Annotated in this window: 4 protein-coding genes and 1 rRNA gene; 2 read left to right on the top strand and 3 right to left on the bottom strand. The window is 36.5% G+C overall.

Annotation, left to right across the window (positions count from 1 at the left end; genetic code table 11):
• Positions 1-449 precede the first annotated feature (449 nt).
• Genes nadA through nadB form a run of 3 tightly spaced genes read right to left on the bottom strand, consistent with a single transcriptional unit; the run spans position 450 to position 3943 of the window.
• Positions 450-1553: a quinolinate synthase NadA gene (gene nadA / locus AC3WOM_RS26390; protein WP_427550085.1), complete on the bottom strand. Its 1104-nt coding sequence runs from the start codon at positions 1551-1553 to the stop codon at positions 450-452.
• Positions 1540-2400 (bottom strand): carboxylating nicotinate-nucleotide diphosphorylase, encoded by an 861-nt coding sequence (gene nadC / locus AC3WOM_RS26385; RefSeq protein ID WP_427550083.1) that lies wholly within the window; start codon positions 2398-2400, stop codon positions 1540-1542. The genes nadA and nadC overlap by 14 nt, the downstream gene beginning before the upstream one ends.
• Positions 2357-3943 carry an L-aspartate oxidase gene (gene nadB / locus AC3WOM_RS26380; RefSeq protein WP_492449084.1) on the bottom strand — a complete coding sequence of 529 codons (1587 nt, stop codon included), beginning with the start codon at positions 3941-3943 and terminating at the stop codon, positions 2357-2359. The genes nadC and nadB overlap by 44 nt, the downstream gene beginning before the upstream one ends.
• Positions 3944-4034: 91 nt before the next feature.
• On the opposite strand from nadB, the gene AC3WOM_RS26375 reads away from it, so the two are divergent.
• Together AC3WOM_RS26375 and rrf are read left to right on the top strand one after the other, a co-directional pair.
• Positions 4035-5114 (top strand): cysteine desulfurase family protein, encoded by a 1080-nt coding sequence (locus tag AC3WOM_RS26375; RefSeq protein WP_492449082.1) that lies wholly within the window; start codon positions 4035-4037, stop codon positions 5112-5114.
• Between the two features lie 368 nt (positions 5115-5482).
• Positions 5483-5558, top strand: a 5S ribosomal RNA gene (gene rrf, locus AC3WOM_RS26370); the annotation flags it as partial.

Here is a 5558-nt window from a genome sequence, read left to right as displayed (position 1 = left end):
CGGCGGTAACACGGGTTCGAATCCCGTACGGGTCATACAAAAAAGCAGTAGATGTATTTTACATCTACTGCTTTTTTGTATAATGATATTTTTATAGATACTATTTTAGGTTTTTTATATGACTATTTTCAGGATTAAGAGATAAGAAATACTAAAAAATGATAAAAAGAGAAAATCGGCCGTTTTACATCTATAATTCCAATATTGTTCTCCAATTCGTAAAGTTGAAATGATGAAAGTTCATAATTAATGTACATAAAAGATATTGTATTTCAAATGGCTCAAATGTTTAACTGTCCTATTCTTTTGCCACCTAATTTTTAAATGAATGGTGTAACGTGATTGTTAAAATAAATATCTTTTACAAGTTATGTAGGAAACTAAACAAAATAAATTTATTAAAAAATATAAACCGTCTACCTGAAAATAAGTAGACGGGTTGTTGTTAATTAAGCTCTGATCAGCATTCTTTCAAGAGAAATACGTGCTTCTATTGCAGTATGAGCATCTACTTGAATGTGATTATGTGGTTGCCCTTGCTCTATGCTTTCTAGGCACCACAACAGATGAGGAAGATCAATTCGATTCATTGTTAGACATGGACAGAAATGCTTATTTAAAGAGATAATCTGTTTATCTGGATGTTGTTTAATAATACGATTAACAAGATTCATTTCTGTACCGATTGCCCATGCAGAACCACTTGGTGCTTTATTAACCGTATCAATAATGTATTTTGTAGAGCCGGCATCATCTGCTGCTGCTACAACTTCACGGCTACATTCTGGATGAACAATAATACGCATATTTGGATGTGCTTGACGCACGATTTCAGTATGTTGAACTGTAAACCCTTCATGGACAGAACAATGACCTTTCCATAAAATCACTTGGATTTTTTCAGGAGGTTGCTCAGTCTCAAGCATATTTGTATGTGGATTCCAAACAGCCATATTTTCAAGTGGAACACCTAAATCATAAGCAGTATTTCTACCTAAATGTTGATCTGGCAAAAAGAAAATACGTTGTTTCTGTGTAAATGCCCATTTTACCATATCTTTTGCATTGGAGGATGTGACACATGCCCCACCATGCCGCCCAGTGAATGCCTTTATGGCAGCGGTGGAATTGACATATGTTAGCGGAATAATCGTATCGCCAAAAAGTTGCTGTAGAATGGGCCAAGCTTGTTCAGTTTGATAAATATCGGCCATATCAGCCATTGAACAACCTGCTCGCATATCAGGTAAATATACATGTTGCTGTTCATTAGTTAACATATCAGCAGTTTCTGCCATAAAGTGTACGCCACAAAATACGATATTCTCCGCTTCTTTATTAGCTGCTGATAGCTGAGCAAGCTGCAAGGAATCACCCGTAGCATCAGCAAATTGAATAACTTCATCCTTTTGATAGTGATGACCAGGAATAAAAAGCTTACTACCTAATTTCTTTTTTATAGCAATTATACGGGATTCCATTTCATTTTTAGATAATGTCCGGTAATGCTCTGGTAGTAGTGACGTTTGCTGTAATAGACTAGTGATGGACAAGGGAATTAGCTCCTTTCGTTTGTACAAGTGCACTAATATCAAAGGCTTTTACTGAATGTGTCAGTGCTCCAAGTGAAATCCATTGAATGCCTGTTTTAGCATAGCTATTCAGATTATGAAGTGTGATGCCACCTGAAGCTTCTGTAGCAATATGTGAGGGAACAGCTGGAAGCCACTGCCGTATTTCTTCAGGGCTACGATTATCAAACATAATGATGTCTGCACCAGCCGTAATTGCTTCATCAAGCTGTGCTTTGGTTTCAATTTCTACCTCGATTTTAACTGTATGCCCAATTTTTGTACGTGCAGCCTGTACTGCCTTAGTGATACTACCGGCAAAAGCAATATGATTATCCTTTAACATTATGGTATCGTATAAACCATTGCGATGATTGTAGGCACCACCGATTCTTACTGCATATTTATCTAACATACGTAGACCTGGCATTGTTTTACGGGTATCACATATTTTCGCATTAGTACCGATTGTTTCACGAACAGCTAAATTTGTAGCTGTAGCGATAGCAGACATGCGCTGAACAAGATTCAATATTACACGTTCCCCAATTAGTAATTTTTGAAGAGATCCTTTAATAACAGCGAGTTTATCCCCTTCATTTACTTCATCCCCATCTTTTTTATGAAGTGTAATATCCATGAACCGATCAAGTAGAAGGAATCCGTGTTCAATTATAGGTACGCCACAAAAAATTCCACTTTCTTTGGCGTAAAAAGAAAAAGACCCCTGCTGTTCAGCCGAAAAAATGAATTCACTCGATAAATCTCCATCTCCTAAATCCTCGTTAAAAAATTGCTTGAGCATTTCCTCGAGCTTGATGATATTCATACAATGAATTCCTCACTTTCATCTGTCCTTGTTGAAAAATAATCCATTTATTTGCCCATATTGTGCTATTTAGTGGTTGATCAGAGCGTATATGGGCTCCGCGTGTTTCTGTTCGTGTAATGGCTGCATGTACCATTAGGGTGGCAACAATATGCATCATATAAAGTTCAAGATCTTGTCGATCCAATCCATCTAAATCCACTTGAAGAAGTGAATTTAATGATGGTAGTTGTTGTATGAATTGTTGCATATCGATAGGGTTTCTTACTATGCCTAATGTGTGCATCATTGTTTGCCGTAATTGATTTTTCGTAAATAATAATGGCATTGGATGTCGATGATGTTTAACATCAATAGAGAAATTATGTTGCTTACAACCAGTTTTAATAATGAATTGCGCCATTCTTTGCCCAAATGTAATTCCTTCTAACAAGGAGTTACTAGCTAAACGATTGGCCCCATGCACCCCAGTACAAGCAACCTCACCAATTGCATATAGATTTGAAATAGATGTTCTCCCCATGTTATCAGCAATAACACCACCCATTAAGAAATGGCTACCTGGTACTACAGGAATCAAACCATTTTGTATATCAATCCGGTTATCATGACATAGCTGTGCAATTGTAGGGAACTTTGCTTCAAAGTGCTCGATATTTGAAATATCAATAAATGTTTCTTGTCCAGCAGCTCGTTTATTATATAATGCAAATGCTGTAATATGACGGGGAGCTAGGTCAAGCTGAGCATGTAAACCTTTCATAATCGGTTGACGTTGTGCATCAACAAAGATTCCTCCAGCCCCTCGTACTGCCTCAGAGACTAGTCCCTTTGCCTCTCCATTACTCCAAAGTAAGCTTGGATGAAATTGCATAAATTCCATATCACTGATGGCAGCGCCAGCACGATATGCTAATGCGATACCATCTCCTGTATTTGTTTCATAATTTGATGTACATGTATAGAGGGCACCTGCTCCTCCAGAGGCTAGAATTATATGATGAGCAAGATAGCGTTTTGTTCCATTTTCTCCTTTTGTCAGCACTCCCACACATTCTCCTGCTGTATTTAATAAAAGCTCAAAAGCTGTTTCATAGCAATTTATATTGATAGTAGATGATAGTTGATTAAGTAAATAATTTATCATTATCTGACCAGTACGATCTCCACCAGCATGTAAGATACGGTGATAGCTATGTGCACCCTCTAAGCCTAGAGCTGGAGCTCCATCTGCCTGACGATCGACAGGGAACCCCTCTTTTAAAAAATCACGTATAATTTTGGTGCCATCTTCTATAAGTACTTCAACATTCTTTCTTTCATGATGATGTTCTCCAGCAGTCAATGTATCAGCAATATGAAATGTTGGATGATCTTCTTGACTTGTAACGGCAGCAATTCCACCTTGAGCACGATATGAGCTACTCATATTAACAGATGACTTTGTAACAATCTGTACCTGAAAATGTTCAGCCAGTAGCCGAGCTGCTTGAAGAGCTGCGATTCCACTGCCAATAATAAGTACGTCTGCCTTTACATCCATAACCATACCTTCTTTACAGTTGTCTTGACACTTATCTTTACATAAAATAAAAAAGAAAACAAGACCTGATAAAATAGAAAGGAAGATTCATATGATATATCTGGATTATGCAGCAACGTCTCCGATGTCTGCAAATGCTCTTGAAGCATATAGTGAGGTAGCAAAACGTTATTATGGAAATAGTGCAAGCTTGCATGATGTAGGAGGACAAGCTAATTTTTTTGTTGAACAGGCAAGAGCTGTTGTAGCAAAATCACTTGGAGTAAACAATGATGGAGTAATCTTTACTGGGAGCGGTACCGAAGGAAATCTTATATCAATTTTATCTTTAGCCTTAGCATCGAAAAAAGGGAGACATATTATTTCATCACAAGCAGAACACACATCCGTACATGCTGCGTTAAATACATTGGAAAAATTAGGTTTTACAGTAACTAGATTACCATTACAACAAAATGGTTGTATTCATGTGGAGCAAGTACAGGAAGTGATACGCGAAGACACGGCACTCATAACGATTCAACATGTTAATTCAGAAATAGGCTCTATTCAACCTGTAGAAGAAATTGCAGAGATAGCAAAAATGTCTAATATTTTCTTACATGTTGATTGTGTACAGTCTTTTTGTAAAATCCCGTTAAAACAGCAAGTGGATGCTATTACCATTTCAGCTCATAAAATTGGGGGACCAAAAGGTTGTGGGGCTGTTTATATAAATCCAAAGATCCGCGTTTCCGCATTAACACCTGGCGTGACTCATGAGCGTGGATTAAGAGGAGGAACATTAGATACACCAGCAATTGTTGCCTTTGCATCAGCTATTGAAGATTATCATTATAACAATCAGCATTTTCATGAATTGCGAAAATATTTCAAGGGAAATTTACCAGATACATGCAGGCTAATAGACTGTCAGAGTCAATTGCCCAATATTTGCGGTGTATTGATGGAAAATATGGAGGGGCAATATATTATGCTAAAATTAAATGAGGCAGGAATTTGTATTTCTACAGGAAGTGCCTGCGATATTCACAGTGAATCTGGGACCAAAGCAATTTTATCTATGGGCTATTCATGGGAGGCAGCACGACAATTTTTTAGGATTTCTTTTGGTCCTACAACGACATTTGAGGAAATTGATCAACTAAAAATGGCACTTTCTACTATTTAATAGTTTCGGTAGAAGCAATACATTCATTTTTAAATAAGCTAAAAGCTTACAAGCCATTAATATAATTAGTTGGGAATGAAAAATTCCCAACTAAACTTGAGTACTATTTTATGTTTAATTAAGTATTTTCCTCAAAATTAATTCTTCCTAACCTAATTGTATAGTTAGTGTAAAATAATTGTTTTCTTTTTTTTTAACAATTGTTATAATGAATAACAGAGTGATTATTTCTCTTACATGACAAAAATATCTTTTAAAAGTAATAAATTCTTTTTTTTATAAAAAAGTATTGCACAATGTGAGAAAACATTATACAATAATTCTTGTCTTGAAGGACAGGTAAACAACTTCAAAACAAAATACATAGGTCTAGTGATGATGGCAAAGAGGTCACACCCGTTCCCATACCGAACACGGAAGTTAAGCTCTTTAGCGCCGATGGTA

Source organism: Lysinibacillus sp. FW301-JW8 (assembly GCF_058788755.1).
This window is presented reverse-complemented; position numbering and strand designations above follow the sequence as displayed.

Excerpts from the sequence above, each read along its gene's own strand:
- nadC (WP_427550083.1), bottom strand. The coding sequence starts at position 2,400 with ATGAATATCATCAAGCTCGAGGAAATGCTCAAGCAATTTTTTAACGAG.
- nadB (WP_492449084.1), bottom strand. The coding sequence starts at position 3,943 with ATGGATGTAAAGGCAGACGTACTTATTATTGGCAGTGGAATCGCAGCT.
- AC3WOM_RS26375 (WP_492449082.1), top strand. The coding sequence starts at position 4,035 with ATGATATATCTGGATTATGCAGCAACGTCTCCGATGTCTGCAAATGCT.